At 65.0% G+C, this 21,424-nt stretch carries 17 protein-coding genes; 9 read left to right on the top strand and 8 right to left on the bottom strand.

Annotated elements, in window-relative coordinates:
* The first annotated feature begins 16 nt into the window (after positions 1 to 16).
* The gene (locus tag B3H47_RS13550) at positions 17 to 3,979 is read left to right on the top strand and encodes a DUF748 domain-containing protein (RefSeq protein WP_286987534.1); all 3,963 of its coding nucleotides are present in this window, start codon (positions 17 to 19) and stop codon (positions 3,977 to 3,979) included.
* Here B3H47_RS13550 and B3H47_RS13545 read toward each other — a convergent pair.
* The gene (locus B3H47_RS13545; RefSeq protein ID WP_286987533.1) at positions 3,967 to 5,010 is read right to left on the bottom strand and encodes a DUF2235 domain-containing protein; all 1,044 of its coding nucleotides are present in this window, start codon (positions 5,008 to 5,010) and stop codon (positions 3,967 to 3,969) included. The two genes, B3H47_RS13550 and B3H47_RS13545, sit on opposite strands and share 13 nt — an antisense overlap.
* A 154-nt stretch (positions 5,011 to 5,164) precedes the next feature.
* Between B3H47_RS13545 and B3H47_RS13540 the strand changes: the two genes are divergently transcribed.
* The 3 genes from B3H47_RS13540 to pncB are packed head-to-tail and all read left to right on the top strand — an operon-like array spanning position 5,165 to position 7,385.
* Positions 5,165 to 5,905: a nitroreductase gene (locus B3H47_RS13540; protein ID WP_286987531.1), complete on the top strand. Its 741-nt coding sequence runs from the start codon at positions 5,165 to 5,167 to the stop codon at positions 5,903 to 5,905.
* Positions 5,902 to 6,171 carry a DnaJ family domain-containing protein gene (locus B3H47_RS13535; RefSeq protein ID WP_286987529.1) on the top strand — a complete coding sequence of 90 codons (270 nt, stop codon included), beginning with the start codon at positions 5,902 to 5,904 and terminating at the stop codon, positions 6,169 to 6,171. The genes B3H47_RS13540 and B3H47_RS13535 overlap by 4 nt, the downstream gene beginning before the upstream one ends.
* Positions 6,168 to 7,385, top strand: coding sequence for a nicotinate phosphoribosyltransferase (pncB, locus tag B3H47_RS13530; protein ID WP_156054316.1), 1,218 nt, complete (start codon positions 6,168 to 6,170; stop codon positions 7,383 to 7,385). The genes B3H47_RS13535 and pncB overlap by 4 nt, the downstream gene beginning before the upstream one ends.
* Before the next feature lie 33 nt (positions 7,386 to 7,418).
* Here pncB and B3H47_RS13525 read toward each other — a convergent pair whose 3' ends face one another.
* Positions 7,419 to 8,825: an APC family permease gene (locus B3H47_RS13525; protein ID WP_276708182.1), complete on the bottom strand. Its 1,407-nt coding sequence runs from the start codon at positions 8,823 to 8,825 to the stop codon at positions 7,419 to 7,421.
* Positions 8,826 to 8,969: 144 nt separating this feature from the next.
* Here B3H47_RS13525 and B3H47_RS13520 point away from each other — a divergent pair, with 144 nt between their 5' ends.
* From B3H47_RS13520 to B3H47_RS13500, 5 genes are all read left to right on the top strand, one after another.
* A complete protein-coding gene (locus B3H47_RS13520; protein WP_276708181.1) occupies positions 8,970 to 9,629 on the top strand; it encodes a LutC/YkgG family protein in 660 nt (219 codons plus the stop codon).
* Positions 9,619 to 11,037 (top strand): sodium:proton antiporter, encoded by a 1,419-nt coding sequence (locus tag B3H47_RS13515; protein WP_276708180.1) that lies wholly within the window; start codon positions 9,619 to 9,621, stop codon positions 11,035 to 11,037. The genes B3H47_RS13520 and B3H47_RS13515 overlap by 11 nt, the downstream gene beginning before the upstream one ends.
* Entirely contained in the window at positions 11,034 to 12,020 is a 987-nt protein-coding gene (locus B3H47_RS13510) for a 2-hydroxyacid dehydrogenase (RefSeq protein ID WP_276708179.1), read from the top strand. The genes B3H47_RS13515 and B3H47_RS13510 overlap by 4 nt, the downstream gene beginning before the upstream one ends.
* A 6-nt stretch (positions 12,021 to 12,026) precedes the next feature.
* On the top strand, positions 12,027 to 13,556 hold the full coding sequence (gene rmuC, locus B3H47_RS13505; RefSeq protein ID WP_276708178.1) for a DNA recombination protein RmuC: 1,530 nt from the start codon (positions 12,027 to 12,029) through the stop codon (positions 13,554 to 13,556).
* A 233-nt stretch (positions 13,557 to 13,789) separates the two neighbouring features.
* Positions 13,790 to 16,225 carry an adenosylcobalamin-dependent ribonucleoside-diphosphate reductase gene (locus B3H47_RS13500; protein WP_286987526.1) on the top strand — a complete coding sequence of 812 codons (2,436 nt, stop codon included), beginning with the start codon at positions 13,790 to 13,792 and terminating at the stop codon, positions 16,223 to 16,225.
* 51 nt (positions 16,226 to 16,276) lie between these two features.
* On the opposite strand, the gene minE is transcribed toward B3H47_RS13500, so the two are convergent.
* The 6 genes from minE to B3H47_RS13470 form a co-directional block, all read right to left on the bottom strand.
* Positions 16,277 to 16,534 (bottom strand): cell division topological specificity factor MinE, encoded by a 258-nt coding sequence (gene minE / locus B3H47_RS13495; RefSeq protein ID WP_013104679.1) that lies wholly within the window; start codon positions 16,532 to 16,534, stop codon positions 16,277 to 16,279.
* 14 nt (positions 16,535 to 16,548) lie between these two features.
* Positions 16,549 to 17,361 carry a septum site-determining protein MinD gene (gene minD, locus B3H47_RS13490; protein ID WP_013122249.1) on the bottom strand — a complete coding sequence of 271 codons (813 nt, stop codon included), beginning with the start codon at positions 17,359 to 17,361 and terminating at the stop codon, positions 16,549 to 16,551.
* Between the two features lie 19 nt (positions 17,362 to 17,380).
* The gene (minC, locus tag B3H47_RS13485; RefSeq protein WP_276708976.1) at positions 17,381 to 18,196 is read right to left on the bottom strand and encodes a septum site-determining protein MinC; all 816 of its coding nucleotides are present in this window, start codon (positions 18,194 to 18,196) and stop codon (positions 17,381 to 17,383) included.
* Between the two features lie 94 nt (positions 18,197 to 18,290).
* Positions 18,291 to 18,974 carry an ABC transporter ATP-binding protein gene (locus B3H47_RS13480; protein ID WP_286987523.1) on the bottom strand — a complete coding sequence of 228 codons (684 nt, stop codon included), beginning with the start codon at positions 18,972 to 18,974 and terminating at the stop codon, positions 18,291 to 18,293.
* 58 nt (positions 18,975 to 19,032) lie between these two features.
* On the bottom strand, positions 19,033 to 19,899 hold the full coding sequence (locus B3H47_RS13475) for a universal stress protein (protein WP_286987516.1): 867 nt from the start codon (positions 19,897 to 19,899) through the stop codon (positions 19,033 to 19,035).
* 10 nt (positions 19,900 to 19,909) lie between these two features.
* On the bottom strand, positions 19,910 to 21,388 hold the full coding sequence (locus B3H47_RS13470; RefSeq protein WP_286987514.1) for a SulP family inorganic anion transporter: 1,479 nt from the start codon (positions 21,386 to 21,388) through the stop codon (positions 19,910 to 19,912).
* Positions 21,389 to 21,424 lie beyond the last annotated feature (36 nt).

Here is a 21,424-nt window from a genome sequence, read left to right as displayed (position 1 = left end):
CTTTCGCGAGGTTTTGATGTCTGCCACTGCTTCGTCCGTCTGGAGGCGACTGCGCCGCGTGCTGCTCAGCCTGCCGGTGCTCATTGTGGCGGGCCTGTTCGTGTTTTACGTGGCTTTTGGCTACCTTGCGGTCGGGCCGCTGGCCGAGCACTACATCCCCAGGCTGGCGCAGTCGCAGCTCGACAGCCGGGCCACGGTGGGCAAGGTGGCGTTCGACCCCCTGCACCTGAATCTCACGGTGGATCAGCTGCAACTGAGCACGCCGCAAGGGGCGCCGCTGGCGGGGTTTGGCAAGCTGTTCGTCGATTTCGCCCCGGTGAGCCTGTTTCGCTGGGCGTGGACGTTTCATCAAATCCGCATCGATCAGCCTCAGGTGAATGTGGCCATTGCGCAAGGCGGCGCGATGAACTGGGACGCTCTGGTGCGCGCCCTGCAGCGCGGCCCCAAACCGGCCAAACCTTCCGACACCCTCCCGCGCGTGGTGATCGAGCAGTTGCAGATCGCAGGCGGCACGCTGCGCTACGCCGATGCCAACCGCCCCCATCCCTATGCCACGCAGTTGACGCCTTTGAACGTGCAGGTCAGCGATCTGTCCACTCTGCCCAAGGCGCGCGGGCAATACGCCATCAGTCTGGTGCTGCCCGAGCAGAAGGCCACGCTGCGCTGGAAGGGCTATGTGGGCGTCAATCCGCTGGTGTCCGGCGGGCAGGCGGAACTCACCGGGCTCGACCTGGCGGCCGCGGCGCGGGCCGTGCCGAATCTATCGAGCACCTTGCAGATCACCTCGGGCACGGCGTCGATTCATGCGGCCTACAGCGCGGTGCAGGGGCAGCAAGGCTGGCTGTGGGCGATCAATGACCTCGGCGCTCAAATTCAGACCTTGGCCGCGCGGGCGGGCGCCGCCGCCGTGCAGTGGCAAAACCTGAAACTGGATCGGGCAAAAATCGACGGCGCCAAACGCACCGTGTCGATGCAGTCTTTGTCGCTGGACGGGCTGAGCGCCACTTCGGGCCGCAATCAGCTGCAGTTCCACACCGCGCAACTGCAAGGTGCACAGCTCGACTGGGGTCGGCAACACGCAGGTTTCGGGCCGCTGCGAGTGCAAGACATCAGCGGGCAGATCGGCCAGGCCGCACTGCAGGCGGGTAGCCTGCAGACGCAGCCGGGCACGGTCGATCTGGCCCAGCGCACCCTGCAACTGCCGCAAATCACCCTGCAGAACAGCCAGTTGCGCGCAGAGGCTGCGCAAGCGACTCCGTGGCTGTCGCTGCCCTTGCTGCAGGTCGATGCGGTGCAGGCCGATCTGGCCCAGCACCGCGTGCAACTCGGCGCCGTCCAGCTCGACGCGGCGCGTGTTCAACTCAAACGTCTGGCGAACGGGCAGATCGATCTGCTGCAGGCCATGAGCGCTTCCAAAGCGTCGAAGCCGCCGAGCCCGCCCGCTTCAGTTCCCACCTCAGTGCCCACTTCAGCGTCGGCATCAGCCGCTCGGCCCGCTGTTCAGCCCGTCTCCGCCTGGACTCTGGAAGTGCAGCGCGTCGCCACCCGGGTGCGGGCGCTGGATTACACCGACCAGAGCTTCAAGGCGCCGCTGCAACTGCAGCTCAGCGACCTCAAGATGAACTCCGCGGCCAAGGTGGTGCTGCCTGCGGGCAGCCCGGCGCAGGTTCAGGCCAAAGACCTGCAACTGCAACTCGGCGCGATGCAGCTCGACAGCGCCCGCCAAGCGCTGGCGCGGTGGAAAAGCCTGCAACTCGGCTCCAGCGAAATCAGTCTGCCCTCCTCCGGCGTGGCCCATATTCGCGCCGGAGCCCTGCAAGTGGACGGCTTCAATACCGAGGTGACTCTGGCGCAGAACGGCCTGAACTGGGCGCAGGCCTTTGTGCCCGCGTCCGCTACTCGCGCCTCCGCAGCGCCGCGACCCGCCAAGCCTGCCGCACCAAACCCGGCTGCCAAGCTGCCCGATCTGCAACTCAAAAGCCTTGCTCTGCGCGACTTCTCGGCTCAGGTCGAAGATCGCCAGACTTCCGCTCCCATCCGTCTGGACGTGATGCAGGGCCAGGCCAGCGCCCGCAACCTCAGCCTGGATTTGCGCAAACCCGTAGCGCTGCAAGTGCGCTTCGCGCTCAAGCAGGGCGGGCAGTTCAGCGCCCGCGGTCAAGTGGCCCCGCAGCCGCTGGCCGGTTCGCTGCAGGTGCAACTTCAGCAGCTTGCGCTCACCCCCTACGGCAGTCTGCTGGCGCCTTATGTGCGGCTGCTGCTCACCAGTGGAACGGTCTCGGCCGACGGCACCGTGAAGCTGGGCAAGGGCCAGGGCAGCGTGCCGAAGGTGAGCTACGACGGCCGTGCGCAGATCGACAACCTCGCGCTGGTCGAGCCCGAAGGGCGCACGCCGTTTCTGGGCTGGCGCAAGCTGGCGGCCACCGGGCTGAGCGTCGATAGCGCGCCGCTGTCGGTCAGCATCAACGCGCTGCAGGCGGTGGAGCCCTATGGTCGCATCGTCATCAACCCCGACCGCACGCTCAATGTGCAGGCCATCCTGCTCACGCGCAAACCCGCCCAGAGCCCGCCGCCTGCCGCTGTGGGCAACAGTGCGGAAAAACCCTTGCCGCTGGCGCTGCGCATCGATCGCACCGCCATCGAAAATGCCGACGTGGACTTCACCGATCAGTCCATCAAGCCCGACTTCCGGGTGCGCATGCAAAAGCTCTCCGGGGTGATCAACGGTCTGTCAGACGCGCCCGACAGCAGCGCCCAGATCGAACTCGACGGCCAGGTCAACGACTACGGCTCGGCCAAGGTGCGGGGGCAGTTGCAGCCCTTTCGCGCCACCCAGAACACCGACGTCACGCTGGATTTCCGCAACCTGAACATGGCCTCGGTTTCGCCCTACTCGGGCAAGTTTGCCGGGCGCACCATCGAATCGGGGCGGCTCGATGCCAAGCTGCAGTACAAGATCGTCAAGGCGCAGATGCAGGGCAACAACCAGTTCACCATCACCCGCCTCAAGCTGGGCCCGCATGTCGACAGCCCCGGCGCGATGAACCTGCCGCTCGATCTGGCCATCGCCGTGCTGGAAAACAGCGACGGCGTGATCGACCTCGACCTGCCGGTGCATGGCGACCTGAACAACCCCAAGTTCAGCTACGGCGGCATCATCTGGCAGGCCATCGTCAACGTGCTCACCAAGATCGTCACCGCGCCGTTCCGCGCGCTGGGCGCACTGTTCGGCGGCGGGGGCGAGCAAACGCCGCAGAACGTGGCTTTCGCCCCCGGCAGCGCAGTGCTGGCGCCGCCCGAGCGTGAAAAGCTGCTGCATATCGCCGAGGCGCTGCGCAAGCGGCCGCGGCTGGAATTGCAGGTGCCGCCCACGCTCGATGTCGCGCGCGACACCGCCGCGCTGCAGCAGGCCGCGGTGCGCCGTCAGGTGCTGCTCAAGCTGGGCGTGACCGTGCCGCCCGATGTCAGCCCGGGCCCGCTCGATCTGGGCAATGCCCGTACCCGCAATGCCATCACCGCGCTCTACCTCGACCAGCACCCGACCAGCGCACTCGACGCGCTGAAAAAATCGCTGCCCAAAACCGATCAGCCGGAGCAGGCTTTGCTGCACGCCATCCTGGCGCAGTTGGCCAAGGCGGTAGTGATTCCCCAGTCGGCTCTCGGCGCGCTGGCGCAGGCGCGGGCCAGGGCCGTGGTCACTGCGCTGACCACCGGCCCCAAGGCCTTGCCTGCGACGCGGGTGCAGACGGGGACTGCGATCAAGGCCGCAGAAGAGACGGCGGGCAAGATGGCCGACAAGGGCTACGAGAAAGATCAGGAAAAGGACGTGGTGCTTACGCTCGGCCTGGCTTCAGGTCAGGCCACTGCAAGCGCACCAGCCGGAGTGTCGACCGCTGCGCCGACCACATCGCCAACAACGGCACCGCAAGCGCCCGCTGCTGCGTCTGCTGCTTCTGCCGCGGCCGCTCAGGGCAAGTAAGTCACTGGCCGCATGGCGAGAAAACGCTCCAGCGCGGGGGGGCGATAGTCGGGCAGGGTGGAGTGTCGGCTGAGGGTGGAGGTATGCACGCCCTCGTGACCGGCGGGGTTGGCCTGTCCCGGCTGGCGTTCGCGCTGGCCCAGCAGGCGGTAGAACAGCGTCAGGGTGTCGCCCATTTGCGCGGCGGGGTCGCCATGTGGAGGAAGCAGGGCCGGGTCGAGCGCCAGACCGCAGCGTTGCGCCCGGTCGGCCATCCATAGCAGCGCACCGTCAGAAAGGCCGGTGAGCGTTTGCCCTCCGCCCACATCGCCATGCACGCCCGGAAACCAGGCCTGCTCCACCACCTGATCGGTGGCGTGGCTTTGCTTCTGCCAAAGCGTCGGCACGAAAGGCTTGCGGCGCTCGTCCAGCGCCAGTGCTTGATAGCCGTAACGCACATGGCTGCTCAGCGCCACGTCGTGAAACTCGTACAGAGGTTTGGTCCAGAAGCGCAGCGGGGTGACGGGTATGCCCAGGGCGCCTACCGTATCCCAGACGCCGATGAGTTCGATGGGCGCGTCCGGCCAGGCGTAGGCCTCGCGAAAGGCGACGGATTGCGGCGAGTTGGGGTGGCTGTCGGGCGAACGGTCGCGATAGAGTGCGTAGGCCTCGCCCACGCGGCCGACATGCTGCGGACGCAGAATGCCGCAATTGCGAATCAGCCCGCCCACGCTGCGCACCGTGTACGCGCCGCGGCTGTAACCGAACAGAAAGATCTGGTCGCCTGGGTGATAGTTCTGCACCAGAAACAGGTAAAGCTCGCGGATATTGGCCGAGATCCCCAGGCCAAACGCGCCCCCGGTGATCTTGTCCCACAGGCCGCCCTGTTCGCCCAGACCTTTTTGGTAGAACACCACCTGATCGATGCCATGACTGTCTTGCGGCGCGACGGCGACCGAGAGCTTGACCACATTGGTCGGCGTGGGCGCGTTACCGTCGTTCTGGTCGGGCTTGCTCCAGGTGCCGTCGGCGAACAGGGCGATGCGTTTCATGTGAGGAATCCGCAGAGGTGTTACGTTTTTTCACGTTTGGACTTTGCGAATGATGGGGCGACCCGTGCGGCTTGCCCACCCCCAAACCCGGTGTCGCGCAGGGCTTCGATTCGGGGGGATAGACTGGCGCTGAATGACCGCATTCGCTTCAGCCATGACCCATCGCCTTCCCATCGCCTCGGCAGAACAAAAGCCCCCCGCGCCAGAGACGCAGTCCGCAGTGGATGGCGCGATTACTTCGCGCCGTTCCATCCGCCGCTTTCTGCCCACGCCGGTGCCGCGCGAAACGATCGAGGCCATCCTGCAAGTGGCCGCGCGCGCGCCGTCGGGCACCAACACCCAGCCCTGGCAAGTGCATGTGCTCACGGGCGCGGCGCTCGCGCGGCTGTCCGCTCGCATCCTGGCGGCGTATGACGATCCGGCACAGGCCGCGCAGCACACCGAGGAATACGCCTACTATCCGCGCGAATGGCGTTCGCCCTACATCGACCGCCGCCGCAAGGTCGGCTGGGACTTGTACGGTCTGCTGGGCATCGCCAAGGGCGACAAGCCCGCCATGCACGCCCAGCATGGTCGCAACTACCGGTTTTTCGACGCGCCGGTCGGGCTGATTTTCACCATCGACCGGGTGATGGAGCAGGGCAGCTGGCTCGACTACGGCATGTTTTTGCAGAACATCATGGTGGCGGCGCGCGGCCGCGGTCTCGACACCTGCCCGCAGGCCGCGTTCACCCAGTTTCACCGCCTCATCGAAGACGAATTGAAGCTCGACGCCGCAACGCAGCAAGTCGTCTGCGGCATGTCGCTGGGCTGGGCCGATCCTGCGGCCATCGAAAACACCCTGGTCACCGAGCGCGCGCCGGTGGCTGAATTCACCCGGTTCCACGACGCATGAACGCGCTGGCCTTCATCGGCGAAACCCGCATTGCCCAAGCCGTGCAGGAGGGCAAGCTCGACAACCTGCCCGGCGCCGGACGCCCGCTCGATCTCACCGTGCGCGACGGCGCGCTCGAAGCCCAGGCACGCCTCGGACTCGAACTGCTCGACCGGGCGCGCCGCGTGCGCACCGATGCCACGCAAGACCAGCGCGAACGCGCCGTGCTGCGCCTGCTTTGGGCCAAGGCGCTGTCACGCCAGCGCCGCAACTCGTCCAACCCATGATCATCGAATCCCTGCTCGACACCGACCTCTACAAGTTCACCATGATGCAGGTGGTGCTGCATCACTTTCCCGGCGCGCAGGTGGAGTACCGCTTCAAATGCCGCACGCCCGGGGTCGATCTGGTGTCGCGGCTGGGCGAGATCAACGCCGAACTCGACGCCCTCTGCACCCTGCAATTCAAACCCGACGAACTCGACTACCTGCGCAGCCTGCGTTTCATCAAGAGCGATTTTGTCGATTTCCTTGCGCTGTTCCGCCTTAACCGCCAGCGCATCCGCGCCACGCCCGCTGCCGACCCGGCTGCACGCGAACGCGGCGAGATCGACATCGCCATTCAAGGCCCCTGGCTGCACACCATTCTGTTCGAAGTGCCGGTGCTCGCCATCGTCAGCGAGGTGTACGCCCGCCACGCCCATGCCGATGCCGACCAGCACGCGGGCCTGGCGCGTCTTGCCGACAAGATTGCCTTGCTCCATACCCCGGAGCTGCAAGACTGCCGCATCGCCGACTACGGCACCCGCCGCCGCTACTCGCGGCGCTGGCAGGCCCAGGTGCTCGGGCGGCTGCATAGCGGCCTCGGCCCCCAGCTTGCAGGAACCAGCAATGTGCTGCTCGCCAAAGATATGGGCCTTACCCCGCTGGGCACCATGGCGCACGAATACCTGCAGGCCTGCCAGGCGCTGGGCCCGCGCCTGCGCGACACCCAGGTGTTCGCCTTCGAGACGTGGGCCAAGGAATACCGCGGCGACCTGGGCATCGCCCTGGCCGATGTGTATGGTCTGCAAGCCTTCCTGCGCGACTTCGATCTGTATTTCTGCAAGCTGTTCGACGGCGCCCGGCACGACTCGGGCGATCCCTTCTCCTGGGGCGAACAGATGATTGCGCACTATGCCAAGCACCGCGTCGATCCCCGCACCAAGACCCTGGTGTTCAGCGACATGCTCACCATTCCCAAGGTCATCGCGCTTTACCGGCAGTTTCACCAGCGCGTCGGCCTGGCCTTCGGCATCGGCACCAACCTCATGCACGACCTCGGCTTTGAAGCGCCGCAGATGGTGCTCAAAATGACCCGCTGCAACGGCCAGCCCGTCGCCAAGGTCAGCGACGCGCCGGGCAAGAATATGTGCGACGACCCGGCGTATCTGGCCTATCTACGTGAAGTCTTCCAGATCCCCGCCGACCAACTGGTCGAGCATGATGGGGAAGACGGGTGACTCCAGTTAAAGACTTCGCTTGGGTGCGGTGTTTTATTCGTCTGCGATAAAGCTGCCGATGGTCTGCGCAAGGTGCGGATTACTCTTGGTCAGAATCAATCCGTAGATCACCGACAGCGCCAAGACAGCGAGGGCGACGTAGGGGAAGAGGTTGAATGGTTCCGGCTGTCCGGGCTCCACCAGTCCCCACAAGGGCATCAGCATCAGCAAGGTTCCCAGAATCGGCAGAATGAGATGTTTGGTCAACTGGAATTCCGCGCGGTGGTGTTTTCGCATGTAGACCGGCAAGGCGAGGTTGGTAATCAGGTAAGTGAGGATGATGGGAATCGTCCCCAGTGTGGCGGCATAGCCGAACAGATCCACGGGTTTGATGTGCCTGCCGTAGACCGCAACAATCAACACGGCAATGGCGATGAAGGTCCACATGGCGATATGGGGCGTTTGGTGTTTTTGGTGGACGCGCCCGAAAAATTTGGGCAGCAAGCCTTCGCGCCCCGAATTGAACAGAATGCGCGCTTGAGAGTTGGTCAGCCCGATCAAAGATGAAAAGATGCTGCTGATGCCCGCGAGATAGGCCACGATGAGCAGTGCAGCGGCAGAGGCTTTGAGCGCATCGACAAAGGGGATTGATGACGCACTGATGGCTTTTACGTTGTGATGAAAGCCGATCTCGGTGGCATAGGCCAGAAATGCATAGAGTGCTCCGATGGCCAAAGTGGCAGAGCGCAATGCTCGCGGAACATTGCTCCGGGGATCTTTTGTTTCCTCGGCCAGCATGGCCGAGTTTTCCCAGCCGATGAATAGATAGATGGCCAAAGGGAAACCCAGGCTGAGGCCCTTGAAGCCGCCGGCAAGTTGCGACCATGAAAACGGCGACAGGTTGATCCACTGCGCGTTTTTAACCAGCATGATGACGGCGCCAATCAGCAGCAAGACAAGCTCAAAATAGAAGAAACCCGCCGCCCACCTCGTCGATAAACCGATACCTCTGGACACTAGGAACCCAACGATGAGCGCTGATGCGACGCTCAGAATTTGCCAGGGCACATTGATGCCGAGAAAAGTCTGCAAGGTGTCATGCGCCCAACCGCCGGAAATCACAACAACGGCAGATGCCCCGATGACATAACCGAACACGACAAAAACCGACGCCGCAGCACCCGCAACGGGACCGAAGCCCATGCCGATAAAAGTGACAAACGACCCGGCGCTGGGCCGGTACTTCGAGAACTCGGCCAGCGTATTTGTGAGGAAGAGCACGACCACCATTGCGGCGATGATGGTTAGCGGCGCCGCCACGCCTGCACCCTGAACAATGGTGCCGAATCCGAAATAGAAACTCATGGCTGGCGCGATATTGGCCAGCGTGGATGCCACGATTTGCGGCAGACCCAGCGCATTGCGCTGTAATCGTGAGCCTTGTTGGTGTGGGGTATGCATAGTGTCTCCGAGACGATTTTTTTGTGATAGGCGACGCTGAGCATAGAAACCCGTCACATGACAGTCGGTCAGTATTGGTAACAAACTGTCTGTTGGAGTTAACGACAGGGGCAAGCGCGGGGTTGGCCTCCTAGAATCTCCCGCATGAATACCGACACCGCCCGCGCCGCGATCCTGGCGCAGATTCGTGCCCGTCAGGGGCGACCGGCCGCGCTGCATGACATCGAGGCGGCCGATGCCGAGGTCGATATCGGCCGCCATGTGCGTGGGCCGCAGCCGACGATTGCCGACCGCATAGCGGGTTTCACCACGCAGGCGCTGGCGCTGCAGACCAGCGTGGCCCGCGTGACCAGCGCGCAGGACGTGCCGCCCGCGGTGGCGGCTTATCTGCGCGAGCAGGCCTTGGGTGTGCAGGGCGTGGCCTGGGAAACTCTGGCCGATCTGCCCTGGGTCGACGCGGGCGTGACCCTGGAGTTCCGTCCGCCGCGCGATGAAGACAAGCTCGGCATCACCGGCTGCTTTTGCGCGGTGGCCGAGACGGGTTCGCTGGTGCTGGCGAGTTCGCCCGCCACGCCGTCGTCCACCCATCTGCTGCCGCAAACGCATATCGCCATCGTGCCGGCCAGCCGCATCGTTGCCACGCTGGAAGATGCCTACGCGCTGCTCAGGGCCGAACTGGGCGAATTGCCGCGGGCGCTGTCCACCGTGTCCGGGCCGTCGCGCACGGGCGATATCGAGCAAACCATCGTGCTCGGTGCGCATGGGCCGTACCGCGTGCATGTGGTGATCGTCGATGCGGCGTGAGACCCCTGCTGCGGCCACGGTGCTGCTGAGCCTGTTGCCAGGTCTGGCATCGGCCGCCACCGTACAGACCGGCCCCGACCCGGAGACGCTCAGCCTGTGGTGGGGCCTGCCCTTCGCGGCCATGTTGTTGTCCATCGCGCTCATGCCCTTGTTTGCGGCGAAGGTGTGGCATCACCATCAGGGCAAGATCGCGGCGGGCTGGGCTGCGCTGTTTCTCATCCCCTTTGCCCTCAGTTTCGGCGTGCAGGCCACTTGGAGCGCTGCGCTGCACACCCTGTTGCACGAGTACCTGCCCTTCGTCATTCTGCTCACCGCGCTCTACACCGTGAGCGGCGGCATTGCGGTACGCGGCAATCTGCACGGCAGCCCGGCGCAGAACACCCTGCTGCTGGCCATCGGCACGGTGCTGGCCAGCGTCATGGGCACCACCGGGGCGGCGATGCTGATGGTGCGTCCGGTCATTCGCGCCAACGATGGCCGTCGGCACAACGCGCATGTGCTGGTGTTTTTCATCTTTCTGGTGGCCAATGCCGGCGGTGCGCTCACCCCGCTGGGCGATCCGCCGCTATTTCTCGGTTTTCTCAAGGGCGTGGATTTTTTCTGGACGCTCAAGCACCTGCTGGCCCCCACGGCTTTGCTCTGCGCCCTGCTGTTGGCCGTGTTTTATGCGCTCGACTGCTGGTTCTGGAGCCAGGAGGCCGAGCGCCCGGCCATCGACCCCACGCCGGACAGCCCGCTGGGCATCATTGGCGCGTGGAATGTGCTGTGGCTGGTGGTCATCGTCATCGCGGTGCTGCACAGCGGCTTTTGGAAACCGGGCATCGCCGTGACGATCCTCGGTCAGAGTCTCGATCTGCAGAACCTCACGCGCGACGCAGCGCTCGTCCTCGTGGCGCTGTTGTCGCTGGCCACCACGCCATGGCAGGCACGGCATGAAAACCAGTTCACCTGGGGGCCGATGATCGAGGTGGGCAAGCTGTTTCTCGGCATTTTTCTCACCATCATTCCGGTCATCGCCATCCTGCGGGCGGGCAGCGGCGGAGCGCTGGCCGGGCTGGTCTCGCTTACTTCCGATGCGCAGGGCCAGCCCATCGCGGCCGCGTACTTCTGGCTCACCGGGGCGCTGTCGTCCTTTCTCGATAACGCCCCGACCTATCTGGTGTTTTTCAATCTGGCGGGGGGCGACGCGGCGCAACTCATGGCCCATGTCACCACGCTGATGGCGATTTCGGCCGGGGCGGTGTTCATGGGCGCGGTCACTTATATCGGCAACGCGCCCAACTTCATGGTCAAAGCCATCGCCGAGCATCGCGGCGTGCGCATGCCCTCGTTCTTTGGCTATATAGGTTGGTCGCTGGCCGTTCTGATGCCGTGCTTTCTTCTCCTGACCGTGGTGTTTTTCCGATGAGCAATCTTGTTGCAGACGGCCCGCTGCGCGTGCTGGTGGCGCGTGCCGTGTTTCCCGACGTCATCGAGCCGCTGCGTGCCGTGGCCGAAGTCGAAACCACGCCCGACGACGCCATCGCCACGCCCGAGGCGCTGCGCCAGCGCCTGGCCGACAAGCACGGCGCTTTCATCACCGGCAGTGAGCGCATCGATGCGGCCTTGCTCGATGCCTGCCCGCAGCTCTTGGTCGTGAGCACCATGACCGTGGGCGTCGATCACATCGATCTGGCCGCCTGCGCCGAGCGCGGTGTCATCGTCACCCACGCGCCCGACGTGCTCACCGAGACCACCGCTGATTTCGGCTTCGCCCTGCTGCTGGCCGCGGCCCGGCAGGTGGGCGAGGCCGAGCGCTATCTGCGGGCGGGGCAGTGGAAAAAATGGAGCGTGGATCTGTTCGCCGGCGCGGATGTGCATGGCGTCACGCTGGGCATCGTCGGCATGGGGCGCATCGGCCAGGCCATCGCGCGGCGTGCGGCGCATGGCTTCAATATGCGCGTGCTCTATCACAACCGCAAACGGCTGGCCGCGCATCTCGAAGACGATCTGCGCGCCAGTTATCGCGAGCTGCCCGAGCTGCTGCGCGAAAGTCGGCATGTACTGCTGGCGCTGCCCTACAGCCCCGCCGCCTATCACCTCATCGGTGCGACCGAGCTGGCGCAGATGCAGCCTGGCGCCACGCTGGTCAACATCGCCCGCGGCGGCGTAGTGGACGAAACCGCGCTCGCCCACGCCCTGCACAGCGGTCATCTGGGCGCCGCCGGGCTGGATGTGTTCGAGGGCGAGCCCGCCGTCAACCCCGCGCTGCTGGCCGCGCCGCGGCTGGTGCTCACGCCGCATATCGCCAGCAGCAGCATTCCCACCCGCCGCGCGATGGCGCAACTCGCGGTGGACAACCTTGTCGCGGTGCTGCAAGGCCAGCCGCCCATCACGCCCGTTACGGGTTGAACCTGCATGTCTCTTGAACTGGTGTTGCTCCTCCTCGTTGCGCTGTTGTTGCTCATGCTGCTGGGCATGGCCTGGACGCTGTTGTCGCGTCTGCGCGGTCTGGCCGAGTTGCGGCGCGAAATCGGCGCGGAGCTTGCCCCTCAGCTGGGGCGTCTGGAGCGCGAACTGCGCGGCGCGGTGCAGACCAGTGGCCAGAGCCTGCGCACCGAGCAGGCCGGGCAACTGGCGCAATTCCAGCAAATGCTGCTCAACCAGCAGGGCGAGAGCACGCGCACGCAAAACGCCCAGCTCGACGCCGTCAACCTGCAACTGCAAAGCCTGCAAAAAGCAGTGGGCGACACCCTGGTGCAGCAAGTCGGCCATCTCACCCAGACCAACACCCAGAGCCTGCAATCGTTGCAGGCCCAACTCATCGAGCGCCTCGACGCCTTGCGCAAGGCCACCGACCAGCGCTTGATCGAAGCGCGCCAGAGCGCCGAGCAGGGCCAGACCGCCATGCGCGAGTCCACCGAGTTGCGCCTCACCGAGCTGCGCCAGTCCACCGACAAGAACCTGAACGAAATGCGCGGCACGGTGGAACTGCGCCTGCGCGAGCTGCAGGCCGACAACGAGAAAAAACTTGAACAGATGCGCGCCACCGTGGACGAAAAACTCCACGCCACACTGGAGCAGCGGCTGGGCGAGAGCTTCAAGCAAGTCGCCGAGCGGCTGGAACTGGTGCACCGTGGCCTGGGCGAAATGCAGACCCTGGCGCAAGGCGTGGGCGACCTGCAGCGGGTGTTCACCAATGTGAAATCGCGCGGGGTGTTCGGCGAAATTCAACTGGCCGGCCTGATCGAGCAGGTGTTCACCCCCGAGCAATACGGCGTCAACGTGGAAACCGTGCCCGGCAGCAACGCCCGGGTGGAATACGCCATTCGCCTGCCGGGCAAGGGCGAAGGCCCGGTCTGGCTGCCGATCGACGCCAAGTTCCCCCGCGAAGACTATGAGCGCTTGCTCGACGCGCAGGAGCAGGCTGACAAACCCGCCGCCGAGGCCGCTTCTAAGGCGCTTGAACTACGTCTGCGCGAGGAAGCCAAGACCATCCAGAGCAAATACATTGCCGCGCCGCACACCAGCGATTTCGGCATTCTGTTCCTGCCCACCGAGGGTCTGTATGCCGAGGCGCTGCGTCGTCCGGGTCTGGTCGAGGCGCTGCAGCGCGAGTACCGCGTGATGCTCGCCGGGCCGACCACCCTGCTGGCCCTGCTCAACAGCCTGCACATGGGTTTTCGCACCCTGGCGCTGGAGCAACGCTCCACCGAGGTGTGGAAAGTGCTCGGTGCGGTGAAAACGGAATTCACCAAATTCGGCGACGTTCTGGCAAAAACGCGCAAGAAGCTCGACGAAGCGAGCAATACCATCGGCCAGGCGGAAACCCGTACGCGCGCCATGACGCGCCAGCTCAAGCAGGTGGAAGCGCTACCGGTCGATCAGACGCAAACCCTACTGGGTTTGACCGAGGTCGAACCCGACGATCACAAAGACGCGGTATAAACCTGGGAGTCTGTCGGACTTGAGGATCGCGGGCTGCAAAAAGGCTGTGCGGCGTCCTTCGGCAGCGGCTTTTTGCCCCATAGCTACGGCTATGGGGCGGCAAATCCGCCGCCGCAGGCCATCCCCACACCCTTTTTTCGCTCTATGCGACTCAAGCCCGACAGACTCCCAGCATCGATTTTTCGCGCCGCAGGCATTCCGCCGTGCGGCCTTTGCGTTTTTAGGCTCCCATCATGCAAGCACAAGACATCAGTCTCGACGTTCTGGCGGAGAAATACGCCAAGGGCGATGAGCGCACCATCGCAGACATTCACGCCCGCGTCGCCCGCGCCCTGGCGGTCGAAGAGGCCGACCCGGCCCGCAGCGAAGCGCTGTTCCGGAAGGCGCTGGCCGACGGCTTCGTGCCCGCTGGACGCATCATGTCGGCGGCGGGCACCGACATTCAGGCCACGCTGATCAACTGCTTCGTCCAGCCCGTGGGCGATTCGGTGTCCGACGACAAGGATGGCAAGCCCAGCATCTACAAGGCGCTGGCGCAGGCGGCTGAGACCATGCGGCGCGGCGGCGGCGTAGGCTACGACTTTTCGCGCATCCGCCCGGTGGGTGCGCATGTCGGCGGCACCCACAGCCGCGCCAGCGGCCCGCTGTCGTTCATGCGGGTGTTCGACGCCTCGTGCGAGACGGTGGAATCCGCTGGCAGCCGCCGGGGCGCGCAGATGGGCGTATTGAGAGCCGACCACCCCGACATCGAAGCCTTCATCCATGCCAAGGATCAAGGGGCGTTCAAGAACTTCAATCTGTCGGTCGGCGTGAGCGCCGCGTTCATGCAGGCGGTCGAAAACGACGCGCAGATCGATCTGGTGCACAAGGCCAGGCCGGGCGACGATCAGCTCGCTGCAGGCGCGCATCAACGCGCCGACGGCGAGTGGGTGTACCGCAGCGTGCGGGCCCGCGATCTGTGGGACCAGATCATGCAGTCCACCTACGACCACGCCGAGCCGGGCATTCTGTTTCTCGACACCGCCAACGCCGACAACAATCTGTATTACTGCGAAACCTTCGAGGCGACCAACCCTTGCGCCGAGGAGTTTCTGCCCGACTACGGCTGCTGCTGCCTGGGCTCGATCAACCTCACCCGTTTTGTGCGCGATCCGTTCACGCCGCAGGCGCGGTTCGATGCCGAGGGCTTTCAGACCGTCACTCGCACTGCGGTGCGCATGCTCGACAACGTGCTCGACGTGACCTACTGGCCGCTGGTCGAGCAGCACAACGAGGCGCAAAACAAGCGCCGCATCGGCCTGGGCTTTCTCGGCCTGGGCGACGCCTGCGTGATGCTCGGCCTGCGCTATGACAGCGACGACGCCCGGCGCTTCGCGGCCGACATGGCCCGCACCCTGCGCGACGCGGCCTATGCCGCCTCGGTCGATCTCGCCAAGGAGAAGGGCGCCTTCCCGCTGTTCGACGCGACAAAATACCTCGACAGCGGCTTCGCCAAGCGTCTGCCCGAAGCCCTTCGCGCCGACATCGCCGCGCATGGCATCCGCAACTCGCACCTGCTCGCCGTGGCGCCTACCGGCACTATCAGTCTGGCGTTTGCCGACAACGCCAGTAACGGCATCGAGCCTGCGTTCTCCTGGGTCTATACCCGCAAGAAGCGCATGGCCGACAACACCACCCGCGAGTACGAAGTCGCCGACCACGCCTGGCGCCTGTACCGCAGCCTGGGCCGAGACATGAGCGCCCTGCCGCCGGCCTTCGTTACCGCTCTGGAAATGTCCGCCACCGATCACATGAAAATGCTGCAGGTCGTGCAGCCCTTCATCGACACCAGTATCAGCAAAACCGTCAACGTCCCGGCCGACTACCCCTACGACGACTTCAAAGACCTCTACCTGCAGGCCTGGAAAGCCGGGCTCAAGGGGCTGGCCACCTATCGCCCAAACGCTGTGCTTGGCGCGGTGCTGCAGGCCACGCCCACGGCGGCCGCGACTGCTGCCGCATCTGCCCGGACTGCCGACGACATCGATCCGCTCACCCGCCGCATCGAAGGCCGTCCCTCGGGCGACTTGCAGGCCGTCACCAGCAAGATCAGCTACATGACCTCGGAAGGACAGAAGACCGTCTATCTCTCCGTCTCTTTCGCTGAAGTGGAAGGCCGGGTGAACGGCGAGGCGGTGCGCATCGAGCGGCCCATCGAGTTCTTCATGCCCGCGGGCCAGCGCGACGAAGGTCAGCAATGGATCGCCTCCAATATGCGGCTGCTTTCCCTCGTCGCACGTTCGGGCGGCTCCATCGCCAAGAGTTTGCAGAACATGCGCGAAGTCGTGTGGGACAAAGGCCCGGTGCGCTGCGGCGAAGTCATCAAGTCCGACGGTAGCCGCGCGCCGCGTTTCCACCAGTCCGAAGTCGCCGCCATCGCCTACGCCCTGCAGGAACTGCTGCGCCGCCGCGGTTATCTCGACGCCTCCGGCCGAGAACAATCGCTGCTCTCGCTGGCGCAGCGCGCCCACGTTCCCGAAGCCCTGCGCATCGACCTCGAATCGGCCGACGCATCGCCTGAGCTGCTGCCCGGCGGCCGCATCTGCCCCGAATGCGGCGGGCCGTTTCTACGGCGAGTGGACGGCTGCGACCGCTGCGAGAACTGCGGGTATATCGGCAGCTGCGGTTGAGGCGCTGGTCAGGACGGCTGTACCTGTACTGCGTTCGGCCCGCGCTATCCGTCAACCTCGCGGCGGGATTTCGATTTTCACTTCCAGCACATCCAGCGTGTCCTGGCGTTCGAGCTTGACCTGGATGTCGTTGCTGTCGATCTTGACGTATTTCGAGATTACGTCGACCAGTTCGCGCTGCAGTGCGGGCAGCCAGTCGGCGGGGGCGCCGTTGCCGCCACGTTCATGCGCGAGGATGATCTGCAGCCGTTCTTTTGCGACGGTGGCGGTTTTCTTTTTTTCGCCCAGAAAGAAAGAGAGGAATGACATGGTGCGCCCCTCTCTCAACCACCGAACAGGCGCTTGAACAGGCCCGGCTTCTGATAATCGGTGAAGCGCATCGGCTTGTCTTCACCGAGGAAGCGGGCCACCACGTCCTGATAGGCCTCGGCCACGTCGCTGCCGGTGAGGTGAATGGCCGGCGTGCCTTGGTTGGAAGCCTGCAGCACCGATTCGCTCTCAGGAATCACGCCGATGAGCTGGATGCGCAGAATGTCCTGGATGTCGGTGAGCGAGAGCATCTCGCCGTCGCTGACGCGCTTGGGGTTGTAGCGGGTGATGAGCAGATGCTCGCGGATCGGCTCGCCGCCTTCGATGGCGCGCTTGGTTTTGCTCGACAGCATGCCCAGAATACGGTCGGAGTCGCGCACGGACGACACTTCCGGGTTGGTGACGATGAGGGCTTCGTCGGCGAAGTGCATGGCCATGAGCGCCCCGCTCTCAATCCCGGCCGGCGAGTCGCAGACGATGTAGGTGAAGCCCATGTCGTCGAGCTCCTTGAGCACGTTTTCCACGCCTTCCATGGTGAGCGCGTCTTTGTCGCGGGTTTGCGAGGCGGGGAGGATGAACAGGTTGTCGCACTGCTTGTCCTTGATCAGCGCCTGGGTGAGCTTGGCCTCGCCCTGGATGACGTTGATAAGGTCGTACACCACGCGGCGCTCGCAGCCCATGATCAGGTCGAGGTTGCGCAGGCCGACGTCGAAGTCGATGACGGCGGTTTTGTGGCCGCGCAGGGCCAGGCCGGAGGCGAAGCTGGCGCTGGTGGTGGTCTTGCCCACGCCGCCTTTGCCCGAAGTCACCACAATGATTTTCGCCATGAGTTCTGTCCTTCTTGAATTATTTGAGTGCCAACGGTTCGATCAGCAATTGTTCGCCCTGCAGCCGCACGGTGGTCGGCTTGCCGCGCACTCCGGCGGGAAAGTCTTGTTCGGCGGTGCGGTAGATGCCGGCAATGGCGACCAGCTCCGGCTCGAAGCTGGTGCAGAAAATCCGCGCCGCGGTGTTGCCCCGTGCCCCAGCCAGCGCCCGGCCGCGCAGCGCGCCGTAGATATGCACATGCCCTTCGGCCATGACTTCCGCACCGTTGCTGACCACGCCCTGCACGATGAGGTCGCCGGGGGAATAGATGCGCTGACCCGAGCGCAGCGGGCGGTCGATGAGCACCGTGGGCAGCGTTGCGGGGGCGGGTTCTTGGGCGGGTGTTGCGGCAGGGACGGAAGGCTGCGCCGCGGCTTGGGGCTCGGCGCCGGGCACCGCAGCGGCGGGTGTCGTTGCGGGTGCAGTGGCGGCTTCGATGGCTTCGGCGCTCTCGGCCGGTTTGCGCGGGTCTCGGGCGACGTCGCGGCTGTCGAGTAGGGGCAGATCGCTGGCCCCGGCCCAGGTTTGTTGCGCGGCTTGCGCCACCACGCCGAAGGGGCGCATTTTGAAGCGGCGAAGCAGGGCGGCGAGTTCGTCCAGCGGCAGGGTGGCGTCGTCGGCCAGGCGGCGCAGATCGATGGCTACGGCCTCGCCCGAGAAAAACTCGGGTGCGGTGTCGAAGCGCTGCTGCAGCGCTTCGGCCAGCGCGGCGAAGTCGGGCGTTTTCACCACCAGATGCACGGCGTCGATGGCGCCGCTGCGAAGTTCAAACAAGGTGGCTTTGGAACGGGACATGGACAAACAGGACGAATGCGGGTGTGAGGAAAAAACGAATCCGGCAATCGTAGTGGATCGGTGCGGGCGGCCGCAGGTGCGAGCCCGAACTTTCTCAGGCTTCTTGCAGCGCACCGTTCACCAGCCGAAGCTGGCGCTGGCAGCGCGCGGCCACCGTGGCGTCGTGAGTGACGATGATGACGGCGTCGCCCTGCGCCAGCGCCACGTCGAGAAGCAGGTTCAGCGCCACCGCCGAGGCTTCGCTGTCGAGATTGCCCGTGGGCTCGTCGGCAAGCACGAGCTGTGGCTGCGTGACCAGCGCGCGGGCAATGGCCACGCGCTGGCGTTCGCCGCCTGAGAGCTCGCCAGGGCGGTGCTGCAGGCGAGCGCCCAGGCCCATGCTCTGCAACATTTGCGTCGCGACGGCATGCGCAGCTTCAGCCGTTGTGCGGCGAATGCGCAGCGGCATGGCCACGTTGTCAAGCGCGCTAAATTCCATCAGCAGGTGATGGAACTGATACACGAAGCCGACATGCTGATTGCGCCAAGTGCCCTGCGCCTTGGGGCTCATCTGCGCCCAGTCGCGCCCGCAGACCTGCACGCGTCCGCCATCGGCCCGGTCGAGCCCGCCCAGCAGGTGCATGAGCGTGCTCTTGCCCGAGCCCGAAGCGCCGATGATGGCCAGAGTCTGCCCGCCGTCCAGGCGCAGGTTCACGTCCTTGAGCACATCGACGGCCTGCGGCCCTTCGGTGTAGCGCTTGCGCAGGTGTTCAGCCAGCAGGATGGGAGGGGTGGACATGGGCAACGGGGTCTAGACGTGGAGCAGTGCATTGCACCACAGGCCCGCGTGTGGTGGGTCAGCGCAGCAACAGAGTGGGTATGGTCGAGGCGCGCAGCAGGTCGGCGGTCTTGCTGCCCAGCAGCAGTTTGCGCACCGGTGAATGGGAATAGGCGCCCATGATGAGCAAATCGATGTTCTGCTCTTTGAGCACGGCGGAAATCACGCTTTCGGGGTCGCCCGCCCGGGCCAGCACCTGCGCCGTCATGCCGCGCGATTGCAGGGTTTGCCGCGCCCAGTCGAGCGCTTTTTCGGTTTGCGCTGAAGGGGTGCTGGCCATGCACACGGTGATGTCCAGCCCGGCGAGCAAAGGTTGCGCTCCGACCCATTCCACCGCACGGCGGGTCATGCTGCCGCCGTCGTAGGCAATGAGCACGCGCTGCGGCGGCGTGAACGCATCGGTCACGGTCAGGATGGGGATGTGCAGGGCGCGCACGATGGCTTCGACGTGACGGCCGATGTCGCGCCCCGACCGTTCTGCCGATGCGCCGCGCCGCCCCAGAACCAGTAGGCCGATGGCGGGGGCCTGCTCGACCAGCGTCTGCGTGAGCTCGCCCAGGCGCTGACGAATGTCCACCTCGGCGGCTCCCGCATCGAGCGCGCGCTGGCGCAGCCGGGCCAGCAGTGTGCGGCCGCGCTCGCGTGCGCTCAGCAGGGTCTGGCGTTCGCTCTCGGCCAGTTCCTGCAGCAGATCGTCCTGCGCGCCCAGGCCGATGGCGCCGCTGTGGTCGCTGCTGGAGGCTGCGGTTTCGGGATGGCGATCCAGCACATGAAGCAGGTCGAGCAGCGTGCCCATGCGTTGCGCCGCCCAGGCGGCGTAGTCGGTGACGTAGTCGGCGAAGCGGGAATGATCCACGCAGGCCGTGACTTTGTTGTGGTCTGGCATGGTCGGCTCCTCAATGGCTCATCAACAGGTCTTCGGCGCCGTCCTTGTCGTGGACCGCGAACTTGTCCACCAGCGTGGCGCTAGCTTCGTTGAGCCCCGTGACCTCGACCTCGGTGGCTTCGCGACGGAATTTGAGGATCACCTTGTCCAGCGCGCTGATGGCCGTGATGTCCCAGAAATGCGCGCGGCTGACGTCGATGTGAACCTTGTCGATCACCTCCTTGAAGTCGAAGCGGGAGATGAAGGCGTCTGCCGAGGCGAAAAACACCTGCCCGGTCACGGTGTAAGTGCGGCTGCGGCCTTCGGCATCGGCGCGCGAGCTCACACGCAGGATGCTGCCGACCTTGTGGGCGAAAAAGAAACCCGACAGCAGCACGCCGGTCAGCACCCCCAGCGCCAGATTGTCGGTGGCGACGACCACGGCCACAGTGGCCAGCATGACCACGCTCGAACTCTTGGGATGCTCGCGCAGATTGCGGATCGAGCCCCAGTTGAAGGTGCCGATGGACACCATGATCATCACTGCGACCAGCGCCGCCATGGGAATGCGCGCCACCCAATCGCCGAGGAACACCACCATGACCAGCAGCACGACGCCCGCCGTCAGCGTGGAAAGTCGCCCGCGGCCGCCCGACTTCACGTTGATGACCGACTGGCCGATCATGGCGCAACCCGCCATGCCGCCGAGAAAGCCGGTGGCGATATTAGCCACGCCCTGGCCCACGCATTCACGGCGCTTGTTGCTGGAGGTGTCGGTGAAGTCGTCGATCAGCGTGGCGGTCATCATCGATTCCAGCAGCCCGACCACGGCCATGGCCAGCGACACCGGAAAGATGATGCGCAGGGTCTCGAAATTCAGCGGCACATCGGGCATGAGAAACACGGGCAGGCTGTCCGGGAGCTGACCCTTGTCGCCCACGGTGGGCACATGGATGCCGAAAGCCGCCGTCACGATGGTCAGCACCACGATGGCCACCAGCGGCGAAGGCACCACGCGGGTGATTCTGGGCAACAGATAGATGATGGCCAGCCCGGCCGCTACCAGCGGATAGACGGCCCAGGGCACGCGGATCAGCTCGGGCAGTTGCGCCAGGAAAATGAGAATCGCCAGCGCGTTGGCAAATCCCGTGATCACCGAGCGCGAGACAAACCGCATGAGCCTGTCAAAGCCCGCCCAGCCGATGATCATCTGCAACACGCCCGTCAGCAGCGTGGCGGCCAGCATGTACTGCAGCCCGTGTTCTTTCACCAGAGACACCATCACCAGCGCCATGGCGCCGGTGGCGGCAGAGACCATGCCGGGGCGCCCTCCGGCGAAGGCGATGACCGTGGCCATGCTGAAGGCGGCGTACAGCCCCACCTTGGGGTCGACCCCGGCAATGATGGAAAAGGCAATGGCTTCGGGGATCAGCGCAAGCGCCACCACGACGCCCGAGAGCAGATCGTTGCGAATGTTGGACAGCCAGTCCTGTCGGAAGGTTTGCATCATCAGGGACACCTTTGTTGTCGTTGTGCGGCAACGGCA

The organism is Thiomonas sp. UBA7699 (assembly GCF_002482605.1).
Taxonomy (GTDB): Bacteria; Pseudomonadota; Gammaproteobacteria; order Burkholderiales; family Burkholderiaceae_C; genus Thiomonas; species Thiomonas arsenitoxydans.
The sequence above is the reverse complement of the archived record's forward strand: the minus strand, read 5'-3'. Positions and strand labels throughout refer to the sequence as shown.